Annotated in this window: 19 protein-coding genes; 9 read left to right on the forward strand and 10 right to left on the reverse strand. The window is 64.1% G+C overall.

What is annotated here, in order from left to right; all coding sequences use genetic code 11:
* Positions 1–48: 48 nt before the first annotated feature.
* The gene (locus AC3WMU_RS08310; RefSeq protein ID WP_454676784.1) at positions 49–987 is read right to left on the reverse strand and encodes a hydroxymethylglutaryl-CoA lyase; all 939 of its coding nucleotides are present in this window, start codon (positions 985–987) and stop codon (positions 49–51) included.
* Between the two features lie 188 nt (positions 988–1,175).
* Here AC3WMU_RS08310 and AC3WMU_RS08315 point away from each other — a divergent pair, with 188 nt between their 5' ends.
* Positions 1,176–1,904 (forward strand): IclR family transcriptional regulator, encoded by a 729-nt coding sequence (locus AC3WMU_RS08315; RefSeq protein WP_454676783.1) that lies wholly within the window; start codon positions 1,176–1,178, stop codon positions 1,902–1,904.
* Between the two features lie 101 nt (positions 1,905–2,005).
* The gene (locus AC3WMU_RS08320) at positions 2,006–3,163 is read left to right on the forward strand and encodes an NAD(P)H-dependent flavin oxidoreductase (RefSeq protein ID WP_492282171.1); all 1,158 of its coding nucleotides are present in this window, start codon (positions 2,006–2,008) and stop codon (positions 3,161–3,163) included.
* A gap of 25 nt (positions 3,164–3,188) precedes the next feature.
* Here the strand turns inward: AC3WMU_RS08320 and AC3WMU_RS08325 are convergent, their stop codons facing one another.
* Both AC3WMU_RS08325 and AC3WMU_RS08330 read right to left on the reverse strand, forming a co-directional pair.
* Positions 3,189–4,661, reverse strand: coding sequence for a sensor histidine kinase (locus AC3WMU_RS08325; protein WP_280027455.1), 1,473 nt, complete (start codon positions 4,659–4,661; stop codon positions 3,189–3,191).
* The gene (locus tag AC3WMU_RS08330; RefSeq protein ID WP_427955197.1) at positions 4,658–5,386 is read right to left on the reverse strand and encodes a response regulator transcription factor; all 729 of its coding nucleotides are present in this window, start codon (positions 5,384–5,386) and stop codon (positions 4,658–4,660) included. The genes AC3WMU_RS08325 and AC3WMU_RS08330 overlap by 4 nt, the downstream gene beginning before the upstream one ends.
* 145 nt (positions 5,387–5,531) lie before the next feature.
* Between AC3WMU_RS08330 and AC3WMU_RS08335 the strand changes: the two genes are divergently transcribed.
* The 6 genes from AC3WMU_RS08335 to AC3WMU_RS08360 all read left to right on the forward strand — a co-directional run bounded on the left by AC3WMU_RS08335 (position 5,532) and on the right by AC3WMU_RS08360 (position 9,278).
* Entirely contained in the window at positions 5,532–6,164 is a 633-nt protein-coding gene (locus AC3WMU_RS08335; RefSeq protein WP_006223286.1) for a cytochrome b/b6 domain-containing protein, read from the forward strand.
* Positions 6,165–6,174: 10 nt separating this feature from the next.
* Positions 6,175–6,966: a molybdopterin-dependent oxidoreductase gene (locus AC3WMU_RS08340; RefSeq protein WP_035212563.1), complete on the forward strand. Its 792-nt coding sequence runs from the start codon at positions 6,175–6,177 to the stop codon at positions 6,964–6,966.
* A gap of 42 nt (positions 6,967–7,008) precedes the next feature.
* Entirely contained in the window at positions 7,009–7,365 is a 357-nt protein-coding gene (locus AC3WMU_RS08345) for a pentapeptide MXKDX repeat protein (protein WP_492282366.1), read from the forward strand.
* Between the two features lie 88 nt (positions 7,366–7,453).
* Positions 7,454–7,948: a peptide-methionine (R)-S-oxide reductase MsrB gene (msrB, locus tag AC3WMU_RS08350; RefSeq protein ID WP_424625962.1), complete on the forward strand. Its 495-nt coding sequence runs from the start codon at positions 7,454–7,456 to the stop codon at positions 7,946–7,948.
* Between the two features lie 28 nt (positions 7,949–7,976).
* The gene (msrA, locus tag AC3WMU_RS08355) at positions 7,977–8,666 is read left to right on the forward strand and encodes a peptide-methionine (S)-S-oxide reductase MsrA (protein ID WP_088588242.1); all 690 of its coding nucleotides are present in this window, start codon (positions 7,977–7,979) and stop codon (positions 8,664–8,666) included.
* Positions 8,667–8,885: 219 nt separating this feature from the next.
* The gene (locus AC3WMU_RS08360) at positions 8,886–9,278 is read left to right on the forward strand and encodes a PRC-barrel domain-containing protein (RefSeq protein ID WP_006223293.1); all 393 of its coding nucleotides are present in this window, start codon (positions 8,886–8,888) and stop codon (positions 9,276–9,278) included.
* Between the two features lie 48 nt (positions 9,279–9,326).
* Here the strand turns inward: AC3WMU_RS08360 and AC3WMU_RS08365 are convergent, their stop codons facing one another.
* The 7 genes from AC3WMU_RS08365 to AC3WMU_RS08395 all read right to left on the reverse strand — a co-directional run bounded on the left by AC3WMU_RS08365 (position 9,327) and on the right by AC3WMU_RS08395 (position 14,190).
* Positions 9,327–9,848 carry a 4'-phosphopantetheinyl transferase family protein gene (locus AC3WMU_RS08365; RefSeq protein WP_424625964.1) on the reverse strand — a complete coding sequence of 174 codons (522 nt, stop codon included), beginning with the start codon at positions 9,846–9,848 and terminating at the stop codon, positions 9,327–9,329.
* Positions 9,823–10,206, reverse strand: coding sequence for a thioesterase family protein (locus AC3WMU_RS08370; RefSeq protein WP_280027447.1), 384 nt, complete (start codon positions 10,204–10,206; stop codon positions 9,823–9,825). The genes AC3WMU_RS08365 and AC3WMU_RS08370 overlap by 26 nt, the downstream gene beginning before the upstream one ends.
* Positions 10,207–11,121: a class-II aminoacyl-tRNA synthetase family protein gene (locus AC3WMU_RS08375; protein WP_492282172.1), complete on the reverse strand. Its 915-nt coding sequence runs from the start codon at positions 11,119–11,121 to the stop codon at positions 10,207–10,209. It lies immediately after the preceding gene.
* Positions 11,049–11,954 (reverse strand): NAD(P)H-dependent flavin oxidoreductase, encoded by a 906-nt coding sequence (locus tag AC3WMU_RS08380; RefSeq protein ID WP_492282173.1) that lies wholly within the window; start codon positions 11,952–11,954, stop codon positions 11,049–11,051. The genes AC3WMU_RS08375 and AC3WMU_RS08380 overlap by 73 nt, the downstream gene beginning before the upstream one ends.
* A 65-nt stretch (positions 11,955–12,019) precedes the next feature.
* Positions 12,020–12,913, reverse strand: a complete 894-nt coding sequence (locus tag AC3WMU_RS08385) for a diiron oxygenase (protein WP_315130804.1) — start codon at positions 12,911–12,913, stop codon at positions 12,020–12,022.
* A gap of 22 nt (positions 12,914–12,935) precedes the next feature.
* Positions 12,936–13,184, reverse strand: a complete 249-nt coding sequence (locus tag AC3WMU_RS08390) for a hypothetical protein (RefSeq protein WP_280027441.1) — start codon at positions 13,182–13,184, stop codon at positions 12,936–12,938.
* Between the two features lie 31 nt (positions 13,185–13,215).
* The gene (locus AC3WMU_RS08395) at positions 13,216–14,190 is read right to left on the reverse strand and encodes a methyltransferase (protein ID WP_492282174.1); all 975 of its coding nucleotides are present in this window, start codon (positions 14,188–14,190) and stop codon (positions 13,216–13,218) included.
* Positions 14,191–14,556: 366 nt separating this feature from the next.
* Here AC3WMU_RS08395 and AC3WMU_RS08400 point away from each other — a divergent pair, with 366 nt between their 5' ends.
* A complete protein-coding gene (locus tag AC3WMU_RS08400; protein WP_454676776.1) occupies positions 14,557–15,309 on the forward strand; it encodes a sulfite exporter TauE/SafE family protein in 753 nt (250 codons plus the stop codon).

Raw genomic sequence — 15,309 nt, forward strand, 5'->3', positions numbered from 1 at the left:
GCGCGTGTAGCGCCCGGCCGCGTTGGCATCGCGATCGGTAAAGGGGGGCTAGCGCGGCGGCGTGAAACCCTTGGGTAATCCGGCGTCGGGCGTCATGCCGTACAAGGGCTCGCCCGGCAGGCCGGCGGCAAGCGGCGCACGCGCCGCGATGATGTTTTCCAGCGAGATCCCGGTACGCACGCCCATCGCCTCGAACATGAACACCAGATCTTCCGTGACGACGTTGCCCGACGCGCCGGGCGCGTAGGGGCACCCGCCCAATCCCCCCAGCGAACTGTCGAAGGTGCGCACGCCCTCGTCCCAGGCCGCCAGGCAATTGGCCAGTCCCAATCCGCGGGTGTTGTGCATATGGGCCGCGCCGGCATGCGAACCGATTTCGCTGCGCAAGCGCCGGAACAGGCGACGCACCTGAGCGGGGTTGGCATAGCCCACGGTATCGGACAGGCCGGACTCATCCGCGCCGGCCGCGACGCACATTGCCGCCAGCCGGATGACGTCGTCCTCCGGCACCAGGCCTTGCAAGGTGCAGCCGAACGCCGTTGAAATGCCCGCTTCCAGCTTCACGCCGGGTGCGATGGCGTCGCGCAGTTGCGCGATGGCGCGGACTTCTTCGACCATGTCTTCGGGCGTCTTGCGCACGTTGGCTAGCGAATGGGCGCGGCTGGCGGAAACCGGCATCGTCAGCTTATGGACGCCTGCGCGCAACGCGGCCTCCGCACCGCGCAGATTGGGGACCAGCGCCATCACCGTCACCCCGGGATGCCCGACCGCGTGGGCGACCACTTCCGCCGCATCGGCCATTTGCGGCAGCAGCCGGGCCGGCACGAACGACGCCACTTCGATTTCGCGCAATCCCGCCGCGACCAGCGCATCGATCCACCGCAACTTGTCCGCCGTCGGCATGGTGGCCTTCACCGATTGCAGCCCGTCGCGCGGTCCGACTTCGCTGATCAGGACGTCGGTGGAATTTGGGGCGTCATGCGCCATGCTTGCGTCTCCGTGATATTCTATCTAATAGAATGATGTTCTTTAGAATAGAATTAAATGCAAACAGGAAATCGCTGTCAAGCGCGTTTTAGGCACAACGCCAAGCGGCCCTATGCCTACAATGGCCGCCAATCGTTCTAAAGGATGGAATATGCCGACTGTTGTCCGCCGCAGCGCCGGAGCTGGCCATGCCCCGTAAAGCCGTCACCGAATCCGTGGCAGACGCCGATGCCGCCGCAGGCGGCGTCGCCGCGGTCGACCGGGCGATGAGCCTGATGGCGGTCTTCACGCCCGCTGACCGCACGCTGTCGCTGGGCGAACTGGCCGACCGCACACGGCTCTACAAGAGCACCGTGCTGCGCCTGCTGGCGTCCCTGGAGCATGCGCAATGGATCCGCCGCCTGGACGACGGCCGCTACGCGCTGGGCCCCGAAGTGGCCCGCCTTCACAGCATTTATTCCGCCTCGTTTTCGCTGGAGCACGTGGTCATGCCCGTGCTGCGCGAACTGGTGGCGACGACCGGCGAAAGCGCGGCCTACCACGTGCGCCAGGGCGATGCGCGCCTGTGCCTGTACCGCGTGGATTCCCCCCACCCGGTGCGCGACCACATCCGGGCGGGCGACCTGCTGCCGCTGGAACGCGGCAGCGGCGGGCGCGTGCTGACGGCCTATGACGACATCCTGGGCCATGCGCCGGGGCCGGATCAGGCGCTGTATGCCCGGATCCGCCATGATGGCTATTTCGCTGCAATGGGCGACCGGCTGAGCGAAGTGGCGGGCATCTCCGCCCCCGTTTTCCTGTTGTCGGGCGGCATCGCGGCGGCGGTGACGCTGACTGCCCCCGCCCACCGTTACAACCCGGATCACCTGACGCCCGTGCAGGAGGCCGCCCGCCGCCTGACGGGCCGCGTCGGCTGAGCGCAAGCGCCCTGCCATTGCCCGGCGGCTTGATCCCGCGCAAGGCGACCCGTCATCCCTTGTTCTAGCCTCTGTCCACTTGACCAGAGGAAAGACTCAACATGACGTGGTTCAAATCACTCAAACTCGCCGGACGCGAATTGCTGCCCATCGTTCAGGGCGGCATGGGCGTCGGCGTGTCCGCTCACCGTCTGGCCGGCACCGTTGCCAGCCAGAACGCGGTGGGCACCATCGCCAGCATCGATTTGCGCCATCACCACCCGGATCTGCTCGAAAAGACCGACAAATGCAATGACCGCGACGCCATCGACCGCGTCAATCTGGAAGCGCTGGACCGCGAAGTGCGCGCCGCGCTGGACACGGCGCAGGGGCGTGGCCTGGTCGCGGTGAACGTCATGAAGGCCGTGCGCGGCCACCCGGCGCTGGTGCGCCAGGCCTGCGAAAGCGGCGCGCAAGCCATCGTGATGGGCGCCGGCCTGCCCATGGACCTGCCCGAAATGACGGCCGACTTTCCCAAGGTTGCGCTGGTGCCGATCCTGTCGGAAGCGCGCGGCGTGGCCGTCGTGCTGAAAAAGTGGATGAAAAAGGGCAAGCTTGCCGACGCCGTGGTCATTGAACATCCGGGCCACGCCGGCGGGCATCTGGGCGCCGCGCGCCTGGACGATATCCACCATGAACGTTTCGATTTCCAGCGCGTGCTGACCGAATGCCACGCGTTGTTCGACGAGCTGCAACTGGGCCAGGACGCGCCCCGCCTGATCGTCGCCGGCGGCGTGGGCAGCCATGACCAGGTACGCCACTGGCTTGCCAACGGCGCCGATGGCGTACAGGTGGGCACGGCATTCGCCGTCACCCGGGAGGGCGACGCGCACGAGAACTTCAAGCGCGTGCTGATGGACGCCGACCCGTCGGAACTTGCCGAATTCACCAGCGTGGCCGGCCTGCCCGCGCGCGCGGTGGCAACGCCTTGGCTGACCCGCTACCTGCGCCAGGAAAAGACGCTGCAGGACGGCACGCGCGCCGATCCGCGCCGGTGCAGCCAGCGCATGGATTGCCTGACGCAATGCGGGCTGCGCGACGGCCTGTCGAAATTCGGCCAGTTCTGCATCGACCTGAAACTGGCGGCGGCGCTACGCGGCGAGGTCAGCCGGGGCCTGTTCTTCCGCGGCGCGTCCAAGCTGCCGTTCGGCGGCGCCATGCGTTCGGTGCGCGAATTGATGGACTATCTGCTGCACGGGCAGATGCCCGCCACCGCCTGACGGGGCGCCTTGGGGCCTGCCGGCCCTAACGCGCCGCCGACAGTTCGAACTGGAACACCGCGCCGCGCTCGGCACGTTCCACCAAGCGGATCTCGCTCTGGTGCAGTTGCAAGATGCGCTGCACGATCACCAAGCCCAGGCCGCCCCCGTCGCGCGGCCCGCGGCTCAGCGCAGACGCCCGCGTGAACAGGCCCGCGCGCAGTTCGGGCGGAATGCCCTGGCCCGAATCGCTGACCTGCACCTGCACCCGACTTTGCGCCACGCCCAGTTGCAGTTCGATCCGGCCGCCGGGCGGGCTGTGACGAATGGCGTTGTCCAGCAGGTTCGTCAGGACGCGTTCGATCAGCCCCAAGTCCGCGCGCACCAGCGGCAGCGCCTGCGGGATGTCGGTGGTCAGTTGCTGCTGGCGCGCTTCAGCAGCCAGTTCGAATTTCTGCAGCACGTCCTGTACCAGTTCCGGCAGCGAAAACGTTTCCGGTTCCAGCCGCACCAGACCCGATTCCAGCCGTGCCAGCTCGAACAATTCCTGGGCCAGCCGGCCCACCTTGCGGCTTTGCGCCAGCGCGATGTCCAGATAACGGCGGCGTTCGCCGGCATCCAGCGTTTCGTCTTTCAGGCGCAGGGTTTCCAGGTAACCGTGCAACGACGTCAGCGGCGTGCGCAGATCGTGCGAGATATTGGCGACCAGGTCGCGCCGCTGCTGGTCCTGACGCGTCAACTCGCGCCACTGGTCGGATATCCGCCGGCCCATCTGCACGAAGCTGCGCCGCAGCACCGAGATCTCGTCCCCGTTGCGGTCCGACGCGTCGCCCGGACGCTCCAGCGCGGCCAGCGCCTGGCCGTCGTCGCCATCAAAAGCCCGCACCGCCCGGGTCAGGCCGCGCAATGGCCGCGTAATCAGGGCAAACGCAGTCAGGCCCGCCACCAGCCCCAGCAAGGCCACCAACGCGATCGACCACAGCGTCGTGCGCAAGACCGAGCTGCGCGACACGGACATCGCCAGCGCATCGTGCGCTTGGCCTTGCAGCACCACGTAGACATAACCCTTGTCCTGCCCCGCCACCCGCACGGGCGCCGCGCTGAACACCTTTTGCACCCCGGCATTGCGCGGGTCGTCGCCCACGATGGGCAGCATGCCGCCCTCCAGCAGGCGTTTGACCGGCGCAAGGTCGACGTGGTCGCGCTTGATCTGGCCGGCGGGGGCCGCGTCGCCGACAATGCGGCCGTCGTTGGACAGCAGGTAGACCTCGACCGCGGGGTTGACGGCCATCAGCATATCGAACAACGAACGCACGGCATCCGGCTTCCACCCGTTGGTGTCCATAAGCTCCGTCGTGCCCGCGATATGCTGCGCCAACCCGCTGGACAGGCGCTGCACGACCTCTTGCTCGTAGCGGGAATTGGCGGCGATCTGCAACCAGGCCGATGCGCCGCAGCAGGCCAGCAACAGCAGTGCAAAGACGCCGGACAGGCGTTGGGTCAGGGTGAAGCGTTTCATGATGCGCCTCCCGTCGCGCCCGGCGCTGCCGCGAACTTGTAGCCCCTGCCCCAGACAGTCAGGATGCGCTGCGGGTTGGAGGGGTCGACCTCGATCTTGGTGCGCAGCCGGTTTATGTGCGTGTTCACCGTGTGCTCGTAGCCTTCGTGCTGATAGCCCCACACATGGTTCAACAGATCCATCCGGGAAAAGACCTTGTCGGGATGGCGGGCAAAGAAATGCAGCAGGTCGAACTCGCGCGGCGTCAGGTCCAGCCGGCGCTCGTCGACGTCCACGGTGCGTGAAATCGGATCGATGGCAACGCCATGCACGGCCAGGCTGCCGGCATCGATGCGCGCATTGCGTTCAACGGCATCACTACGGCGCAGCAGCGCCCGCACCCGCGCCACCAGTTCCAGCATGGAAAACGGCTTGGCGAGGTAGTCGTCCGCGCCCAGTTCCAGGCCCAGGATGCGGTGCACTTCGCTGGACCGGGCGCTGGTGATGATGATCGGGGTGTAGCGCGCCATGGCACGCGCCCGCTTGCAGATCTCAAGCCCGTCGATGCCGGGCAGCATCAGGTCCAGGACCAGCGCGTCCCAACTGCCCTCTTCCAGCCGCCGCATGCCTTCGATGCCGTCGGCGGCATGTTCCACCGCATAGCCTTCGTCGCGCAGGTGCAGGCGCAGCAATTCGGCGATGTGGGCGTCATCTTCAACTATCAGCACGCGTCGGGGCGTATCCATGTGGGGGCTCGGGCCAGTTCAGTACCGCCATTGTCGCCAATCCACCGGCGGGGAGTTATCACAAATATTTTAAGTTTGCGTGAGGACTCCGATATCGGGCCCGGGGAAGAATGGCTTCAACGACAGAACGCCCCGGAGACCCGCCATGTTGGCAAGCCCCGCAAGTCACGATACACCGGCCGCCCCGCGCCCGGCTGGCGCCATCCATCCCGGTTGGTTGCGGACGATGCATTGGATCAATGCGCTGGCCGTCGTGATCATGGTGATGAGCGGCTGGCGCGTCTATAACGCCGCCCCGTTCTTCGACTTCACCTTCCCCAACGGCATCACGCTGGGCGGCTGGCTGGGCGGCGCCCTGCAATGGCACTTCGCCGGCATGTGGCTGCTGTTCGCCAACGGCCTGCTGTATCTGGCGCTGAACGTGGCCACCGGCCGCCTCTGGCGCAAGTTCTTCCCCGTCAGCCCCCGCGGCGTGGCCGCGGACCTGGGCGCCGCGTTGCGCGGCAAGCTCGCCCACGACGACCTGCGCCACTACAACCAGGTGCAGAAACTGGCGTACCTGTTCGTCATGGCCGACATCGTGGTGCTGGTGCTGTCCGGGTTGGTCCTGTGGAAGTCGGTGCAGTTCGATGGGCTGCGCGACCTGTTGGGCGGCTATGAATTCGCGCGCCGCATCCATTTCTTCGCCATGGCGCTGCTGGTGGCGTTCGTGGCAGTCCATCTGGTGATGGTGGCGCTGGTTCCGCGCAGCCTCGTCGCCATGATCCGCGGCAAATAAGGAGCCCTTCGTGAGCCAGAAAAGACGCTTGTCGCTGTTGGGCCTGGACGGCCCGGCCATCCTGAAAGAAGCCAGGAACCTGCTGGCCAAACGAGTCGAGCAGCCTTCGCGCCGCACGTTCCTGCGCAACAGCCTGACACTTGGCGGGCTGGCGATGCTGTCGGGCTGCTCGCTTTCCGACGACGAGAACGTGGAAAAGGCGCTGGCCACCGTGTCCCGCTTCAACGACCGCGTGCAAGGCTGGATCTTCGACCCCAACAAGCTGGCGCCGACCTACCCCGAATCGATGATCACGCGGCCGTTCCCGTTCAACGCTTACTACGGCATCGACGAAGTCCGCCAGGTCGAGGAAGCGTCGTTCCGGCTGGAAGTCACCGGCATGGTGGCCGACAAGCGCCAGTGGCGGTTGGAGGAACTGCGCGCCATGGCCCAGATCGACCAGGTTACCCGGCACATTTGCGTGGAAGGCTGGAGCGCCATCGGCAAATGGGGCGGCGTGCCGTTCTCGACATTCTTGAAGCGCGTGGGCGCCGACCTGACCGCGAAGTACGTGGGCTTCAAATGCTCTGACGACTACTACACCAGCATCGACATGCCGACGGCGCTGCACCCGCAGACCATCCTGGCATTGACCTACGACGGCAAGACTTTGCCCCCCGAGTACGGCTTTCCCATGAAGCTGCGCATGCCCACCAAGCTTGGCTACAAGAACCCCAAGCACATCCGGGCGATTTTCGTCACTAACACCTACCCAGGCGGTTACTGGGAGGACCAGGGCTACAACTGGTTCGGCGGCAGCTAGGTGGAAATCCTGTTTGACCTCTCTTTCCCAAAGGAATACATCATGAAGACACTCACCACCGCTGCTTTCTCCCTGTGCCTGGCCTTTGGCGCCGTGGCCGCCCATGCCGCCGACACGATGGGCAAAGACAATATGGCCAAGGATTCGATGTCCAAGGACAGCATGTCGAAAGACGGCATGTCCAAGGGCGGCATGGCAAAGGATGGGATGGCGAAAGACGGCATGGCCAAGGACGGGATGTCCAAAGGCGGCATGGCGAAGGACGGGATGTCCAAAGGCGGCATGGCGAAGGACGGCATGTCGCACGACGGGATGAAGAAGGATTCCATGTCCAAGGACGGTATGTCGAAAGACGGTATGTCCAAAAGCGGCATGACCAACGACAGCATGAAAAAGTAGGCCACCAAGTCAGACCGGCGGCCGGCCCCGCGCCGCTTGCCCGCACGCGGAACCCGCCCCACCCTTCTCCCTTAGCCGGAGCCATGCCATGACATTGAATCGCAGAAATTTCCTGAGCCTGGGCGGCGTCGCGGCCCTGGCCGCCGGCCTGGCCCCGTTGCTGGCCGCACGCAGCGCGCCGCCCGCGGCCTCGTTCCCCTACGCCTTGACCGACGCCCAATGGCGCGCCCGCCTGACGCCTGCGCAGTTCGACGTGCTGCGTCGCGAGGGCACCGAAAGACCCTACACCAGCCCCCTGAACGATGAACACCGCACCGGCACGTTCTCCTGCGCGGGCTGCGAACAGAAGCTGTTTTCCTCAAGCACAAAATTCGACAGCGGTACCGGCTGGCCCAGCTTCTGGCAACCGCTGGCGGCCGCCGTCGGCGAAACCCGGGACAGCAGCTTCGGCATGGTCCGCACCGCGGTCCATTGCGCCAACTGCGGCGGCCACCTGGGGCACGTCTTCGACGACGGCCCCCGCCCGACCGGCCTGCGCTACTGCATGAACGGCGTGGCCATGACCTTCGCCCCACAGGCTTAACCACACCGCCCGATCAGGACCCCACACCATGAACATCCCGTTTCGCAAGCTCTGCGCCACCCTGGCCGCCGCCTCCGGCCTGCTGGGGGCTGGTGCGTCCCAGGCGGCCGAGTCCGCCTTCATCATTCCGCCGCCCGCCGTCGATCAGGCGAATGACGCCGCCCCGCAAGAAAAGGCCGTCATCGCCGGCGGCTGCTTCTGGGGCGTGCAAGCCGTGTTCCAGCACGTCAAGGGCGTGACCAGCGCGGTGTCCGGCTATGCCGGCGGCAAGGAAAACACCGCCAACTACGACACCGTCAGCAGCGGCCGCACCGGCCACGCCGAAGCCGTGGAAATCACCTACGACCCCAAGCAGGTCAGCTATGGGCAACTGCTGCAGATCTATTTCTCGGTGGCGCATGATCCCACCCAGCTGAACCGCCAGGGCCCGGACAGCGGCACGCAATACCGCTCAACCGTCTTCCCGGCCAACGATGGCCAACGCAAGGTGGCCGAGGCCTACATCGCGCAGCTGAACCAGACGGGCGTGTACGCGAAGGCGCTGGCGACCACGGTGGAACCGCTACAGGGCTTCTATCCGGCCGAGGGCTACCACCAGGATTATCTGGTGCGTCACCCGTACAGCATGTACATCATGGTGAACGACATCCCCAAAGTGGAGAACCTGGCCAAGACCTTCCCGGACCGGTATCGGGACAAGCCGGTGCTGGTGAACTGAGGGTGTGCTTGCCCCTCGGCGTCCAAAAGGGCGAGTAATCGCCCTGCTGGCGCGTTGCCCTACTCCTTGGGCATAAGGCTTGCTGACAAGAGAAAGCGCCACGGCCCGCTGGGGAACCCGTTCTGGTCAACTCTGCCGCCATCGTCTTCCCGTTACACGGAGGGCGACTGCCGCGCGCAACATAAAGTGCCAAAGGCGAAATTCCAAAGGAGATCAGCGATGAGCGAGAAAACTGCAATGGTCGGCTTGGCCGTCCTGCTGGGCGTCTTCTCAAGCGTGCCGGCCGCTTCGGCGCAGGGCTCGCCGCAGTCGGTAACCGAAGTTCGAGTCGACGTTGCGAAGGTGGACGCGGGATACCGCGCGTCGAAGATGAGCGGCTCCACCGTCTACAACAGCAAGAAGGAAAAGATCGGCACCGTCGACGATCTGATCCTGGGACCTCCCGATTGGGTGCCGTACGCCGTCCTTTCGGTCGGAGGCATACTCGGCGTGGGCAATCATCTCGTCACTGTGCCCCTGGCAAAAATGCAAATCACCGACGATCAGTTGGTGCTGCCGGAGGCAACCAAGGACACGCTGAAGGCGCTACCCGAGTTCAAGTACATGAAATAGGGGCGTGTCGTCGCATTGCGTGGTTCTACCGCGGGGGGCTGCGGCCGATCAAGGCTGCAGCACGGCGATGCGGGGCTTGCCATATTCCTGCCGGTAGCACACGCACAGCAGCACCCTGCCCACCCGCTCGCACTGCGCGACGAACCTCCATCGACTGAAGACCAGGCCGATTTCTTCCGTCCCGCCGGGGCCAAGCGGCCGCGTCCAGGTGATGGACATCCTCGGCAACGCATGCAGCAACCCCAGTCCCACGCTTTTCGCGCAAGCTTCCCGGGCGACCCAGCCGGCCAGGAAATCCACCGCCACGTGGTCCCGCCGCGCCAGCCAGGCCGCCAGGCGCCGTTGGCGGGCCATCAGGTCGGGCCGGTCCAGATGCTCGATATCAATGCCTACATACTTGCGGTTAGCGTATAGCCGCGCCTGCATGCCGCAACTGTCACTTACCCCAAAGCCGGCAAGACCGGAAAGGTACGGCTTGCCCAGTTGCGTGCGCGCGGCCTGCCCGGCGTGCACCGGGCCTTGAGCCCCCAGCACCACCGTGACATCAAAGCTCGACGAGGGTGCGGTCATGCGTGCCGGTCGCGATCAGGGTGTCGGCCTCGCCTGTCACTAGGCGAGCACTGAATCGCACGGAATTGCCGAACATGGCCTCTACCGTAATCGTCAGATGCACCGCGCTGCCCGGATGCGCCGGCGCCAGGTGCCGCACGCTGACCGCATGCCCAACCGAGCCGCAGCACCCGCGGCCCGCCAGCCGGATGCACTCGGTCGCGTAGGACTCGATCCAATAAACGATGACGGGGGTGGCCAGCACATCCAGATCCCCTCCATAGTTCAACGCGCCCGCGGCGGCATCCACCACGCAGGTTTTCTTGAACTGCTGGCCAGTCTGAAACAACGCCTGCGCCTGCAGCATCGGCCGGTCCATCTATGCGCGCTCCAGTGCGGCGAGCGCATCCGCCGCATTGCCGAAACGATCCTTGAACATGGAGATCCAACGCTCCAATCCAAATGCGACACAACTGGTATGCACGAAACTGTCGTCCAGGCGGATATTGAATTTTTCACCGAAGTAGTTGCGGTGATAGTTCAGTGAAGACACGGCGTGGCCGTCGAATACCAGTTCACGCTTGGTTGGCGTCAACGCCGACAGGCGCGCCACGGCGCTGCCTGAATCAAAGAAGGGATCATTGGCCTCTTCACAACCCGCGGTAATTCCCAGTTGCGCAAACAAGGAGAACAGGCAGTCGTAACCTGCTTCAAGATGCGCCTGCGCGCCCTCTGCGGTGCCCAAGTACACGTATTCCTTCATGGTGAAGTTGAAGGCACGGTAACGGTCCAACGCCTTGTCCTCATGCCGGAAGCAGCGCGCAATGCAGGATTCTACCCGCGCACCGTCCAGGCGCTGACCTTGCAGCCCCAGGTAGACCTTGTAGCAGGTCGCCGGCAACAGGGCCACATCGGCATTGAGCGCCTTGAACTCCCGGTCCAGCTTGCGCTGGCCGCGCGCGAATCCCAGCAACTCGCCCTCTTCAATCGAGCACATGACGCAGGTCAGATGCGGAAAATTGCGCACATAACCCAGCGCGTTGATCTCTTCATGGGCGAGCAAGCTGTCGAACTCCGCGGTGGCGTCGGGAGCAATCGAGAATATGTCGTCCAGTTTTCCCTGCAGCACGTTCTTTACCTGATGCCATTGCTTTTCGATGATCACGATGCAATCTCCTGGAAGTCCCTGAAAGCACTTAAGAATGCGGACAGGACGAAGTCTTACGCCGTCAAGTCGGCCAGCACCTGCCGCACGGTTCGGATGGAATGCGTGTCCTTGCAGGACGTTCCGCAATACAACGCCATGTCCTCGATCAAACCCTCGGCCTGGACGGTGGGCACGGCCACGCTGTAACGCAGGATGGGATAGCGTTTTCCAAAGTAGTGCGCAAAACCGATGACGCTCGCCGGCAGCGATCCCTCGCAACTGGCGTTGCGGATCACCCGGTGGCGATGGGTATGCCATCCCACGCTGAAGCGGTCGGTGACCACGGTGTCGCCGGGCACGGCGTCTACGATCGCCTGCTTGTAGCGCGCGTGCGCGGCGGATTCCCGGGTTGCCGCGAATACGGTCCCGCACAATACGCCGGAAAATCCGGCCTGCAACGCCCGGCGCAACTCCGCCGAGTTACTGATGCCCCCGCTCAAAAACACCATGCGCTTGTCGACGCCAAGGCGGGCGGCCTGATCCAGCGCCTGCTCGCGCGCGATCTTGCCCAGGTGATGACCGCCGGCCTCGGTCGTCTGCAATACGCCAAAGCGCGCGCCGGCATCGAACCCCGCTTCGAGCTCGTCCCAGGTCCCCCCTTGCACGCCATATTCCATCCCTGTCGGCAAGGCCCGCAGCACGGCAGAAGCCGGTAGGCCGAAGAAGGTCACGATCGGCCGTTCCGGACGGTCCGCTACATACGCCAAGCGGTCGAGCAATACGTCACCGTCCAGCACGAACGGCACCAGATTCACGCCAAAACGCGCCCGGGTCAGCGCGGCGGTCTGCGCAAGCAACTCGCCGATCTCATCACGCGTGTGGCGATACAGGCCAATCATTCCGAATGCGCCCGCCTCGCACACGGCGGCTGCCAATTCCGGTTGCGCCACGCCGCCCATGCCGGCTTGCAGAATAGGCAAGTGCGCGCCAAAAAACGCCTCCACCGGGGAACTGCTGGCAATCTGCGCCATGGTGTGCCTCTGCGTTACAGCGCGGCCAGATTCAAGTCCGTCACCAGCCCCTGTTTGGTGAAGTAGGCGGCGCTACGCTTGAACCATTGCTCGTGGACGGCCTTGCGCGCCGGATGCGACCGCAGCGCGTTGCGCATGGCATTGCCGTTGCGGAATCCCAGCGGTTCGTAGACCTGCGCATCGGCATAGACGGCCGGGTTGTACATCAGGCTGATGAAGTACCGGAACATGTTCGTCACCGTGCGAGCCACCTCCGCCCGGGTCGCGTCTGGGTCGTCCGCGCGCTCCAGCGCCAGCCGGTACAGGCGGGGCACCATTTCCCGGCCAAAGGACACGTGGCGAGACTCGTCGACATGATGCTGGTAGTTGATCTGTTTGAGGATCTCCGTAATGCCGTCCGTGGTGCCGACTTTATGGTTGTAGTAGTCGACGAACTCTTCAAAGATCAGCGTGCTGGCGAACATGTACAAATCGTCCAGCTCCGGAGTGGCCGCCTGCGCATCACCCTGCAACTGAATGGTCGGATATATCTTTCCCGCATAATCAAGACAGGCTTTGGCGAAATACCACATGTGGAAGTTTTCTTCGCCCATGAAAACATGCAGGTATTCGGACACATCGGCGTAGCGCTCTTCGTAGATGCACCGGCTGACAAAGCTCAGCACCCCCTTGATGCCATGCACATTAAGGCTGAAAAAATTGACCGCCTCCCACTTGCTGAGCCGTATCTGCTGCGCGGCGTCCAATTGCGCTTGTAGCGGCGTTCCGTAGGTAGTCAGCAAGTCATTGCTGCACCAAGGTTGGTCGTCCGGGATATGGGCGGGCCACGCAAAGCGCTCGTATGGATCATGCGAACGCCCTTTGGATAGCGTCATCAGCCTGCCGATTCTTGCGTAGTCGAGTTCCATGATGCCTTCCTTGCCGCCCGGGCTAGCGCTGTACGTGGACGAAATTGACGATGGCATCCACCGTGCGCAGGTCGTCGACGGTGATGGCGGTGGAGACATCACGTCCCACCAGTTCGCCCAGGAACATGATGAAGTCCAGGAACTGCATGCTGTCCAGGATGCGCTCTTCGATCAGGTTCTTCTCTTTGATGCCTTCAACCTGCGCATTGCGGTTGTCCTTCAGCCAGGCGATCACTTCGGCTTCGGTATCGGTGATGGTCAGTGTGGACATATAGGCTCCGGTTCAATAAGTGGATATCGCGTCAGACCTTGACGGCAGACAGCAGGCAAAACCCGCTGCTCTCCTGGCGCAGCACGGCCTGGCGTTCAAAGCCGGCAACCGCGATCTGGGCCTGCATGTCCCCTACCGTCCAACTGCGTCCGCCATCCCAGAGCGCCAACGCAGACAGGTTGTGCAAGGTGGTGAACAGCGGCGCACGCCGGTCCTCGGCAAGGAAGTAGCCTTGCACCAGCAAGCTTCCGCCTGGGCGCAGCGCCTGCCGCGCACGGTTCAACATCGATCGACAGACCTCTGCGCTTTCCTGATGCAACACGTTTGAAAAGAGAAGCGCGTCGGCATCCTCGCCAAAACCATCTTGCCGATAATCGGCCACCTGGGCGCCCACGCGGTCCGCCAAGCCGGCCGCCCGCACGGTCTCAAGCGTGATCTCGACAACCGGCGCCAGATCCAGAACCAATGCGGTCACCTCGGGCCGCGCCGCGCACAAGGCAAGGGAATACGTGCCTGCGCCCCCACCCACGTCCACCAGGCGGCGGATGGGCACGTCTTTCAACGCCTCTGCAAACGCAGGGCCCGAACGGGACGCAAACTGATGCATGCCCAGGATGAAGTCGCGCATGAACTGGGGATCTTCGCCCAGCCACTTGGATTGGTTGTCTACCGCCTCGCCCCTTCGCACCGCCTCGGCCAGTTGCGTCCACGGCCGCTTCCAGCGGTCCATGACGCGGATCCAGCACAACAGGGATTCGGGACTGTCCTCGGTGAGAAAGCGCGCGCTGAGATCAGTATTGCCGTAGCGCCCGTCATCGCATATCAGCAGTTTCTGCGCCACCGCGCAGTCCAGCAATCGTTCCAGCGGCTCGGACTCGCAACCAAGTTCCAGAGCCAGCTCGGCGCATGCGCGCGGTTCGGACAAACGTTGGGCAATACCCAGGTCGGCCAGGGCATACAAGGGTTGCCCCTCCCAATGCCCAAACGCCAAACGGGAAAACGCCATGAAGCTGACATCCATCGAGATTCCCTCCTGATTCAGCGGTGATGGCCCGACGGGCCAGACAGGTGAACACGCAACAACCCCGGGGGTGGAGTTGGAAACCAGCGATCAGGACGGGCACGCAAAACCGATGGAGATCCGGCCGCATGCGCCATCCTGGGAGTTGACAGCGATCTTGCGGTGGCGGCTAAAGGGCGTCGCCGGAAACTCTACAATGGTCCATATTATGAACCTATATATATGCTTTTATTTTCGAGCATTCTATACCTGCGGGAAAAATAGGCAATAATAAATTTCACACGATATATAAAGGTCCGCTATATGGACCAAAACGTTGTTTAACCAAAAGGTGCAAGTATGGACTGGAGCATGGCGGCACTGCTGGCCGGCGCGGGCGCGCTAGGCGGCGTCATCAATGCGCTGGCGGGCGGCGCCACGCTGATCACCTTTCCCGCGATGGTGGCGGCGGGCCTGCCGCCCGTCATCGCCAATGCATCCAGCGCGGTAGCGATATCACCCGGCCACATCCTGGCGGCACTGGCTGATCGCGAAAATCTGCCCACTCCCGACCGCCGCTTCTGGTTGCTCTCGGCCGCCACCACCGCGGGCGGCGCGCTAGGCGCATTCATCCTGCTTGCAATCCCTCCCGCCTATTTCATCCTGCCCGTGCCGGCCCTGATCGCGTTTGCCACCCTGCTGTTTGCCTTTGCACCGCAGGTACAGGCCTGGAGCGCGCGCCGGCGCGGCGGCCAAACCCAGGACGGCCCGGCACGCGGAGTGGTGCCGATCGCGTTGGCCTCTGTCTATGGGGGATTCTTTGGCGCCGGGCTGGGCGTGATCCTGACTGCCGTGATTTCAATTACGGATCCCGGCAATCTACGCGCCATCAAGTCGCTGAAGAACCTGCTGGCTACGTTTGTCACCGCCGCGGCGATCATTATCTTTATCGTGCAGGGCTCGGTATATTGGCCGGCCACCCTGTGCATGCTGGCCGGCGCACTGGCAGGCGGCTACCTGGGCGGCCACCTGATACGTGTCCTGCCTGCCTCGGCTGTCCGGGCGTTCGTCATCGTCACCGGCGCCGCGATGACCGTGATCTATGCGGCGAAGTATTGGTTCTGA

The organism is Achromobacter sp. FW305-C-13 (assembly GCF_058783475.1).